The 545-nt window shown below is 61.3% G+C and carries 1 protein-coding gene; it reads left to right on the forward strand.

Annotated elements, in window-relative coordinates:
- Positions 1-545 (forward strand): molybdopterin-dependent oxidoreductase (locus tag NRB16_RS29145; protein ID WP_257107600.1); only part of this gene is annotated, 545 nt, incomplete at both ends.

A 545-nucleotide genomic window follows, 5' to 3' on the forward strand; every position in this document is an offset into this window, starting at 1 on the left:
GTACGCCAAAGGCCAGAATGTGATCATGTGCTGGGCCATGGGTATCACCCAGCATCGTCACTCGGTCGCGACCATCCAGGAAATCGCCAACCTGATGATGCTGCGCGGCAATATCGGCAAGCCAGGCGCAGGCCTGTGCCCGGTGCGCGGCCACAGTAACGTGCAGGGCGACCGGACCATGGGCATCAACGAACGCCCACCGGTGTTCCTGCTCGATGCTCTGGAAAAGCGCTTCCAGTTCAAGGTCCCTCGCGAGAACGGCCATAACGTGGTCGAAGCCATTCACGCCATGGCCGAAGGTCGCTCCAAAGTGTTCATCGCACTAGGCGGCAACTTCGCTCAGGCAACACCGGACAGCCCGCGCACTGCTGCAGCACTGAGCAACTGCGACCTGACCGTACAGATCAGCACCAAGCTCAACCGCAGCCACCTGTTCCACGGCAAGGAAGCGCTGATCCTGCCGTGCTTCGGCCGTACCGATATCGACATCCAGGCCAATGGCCCGCAAGCGGTCACCGTGGAAGACTCGTTCAGCATGGTGCACG

Origin of the sequence: Pseudomonas sp. LJDD11 (genome assembly GCF_024584215.1) — a bacterium.
Lineage (GTDB): Bacteria > Pseudomonadota > Gammaproteobacteria > Pseudomonadales > Pseudomonadaceae > Aquipseudomonas.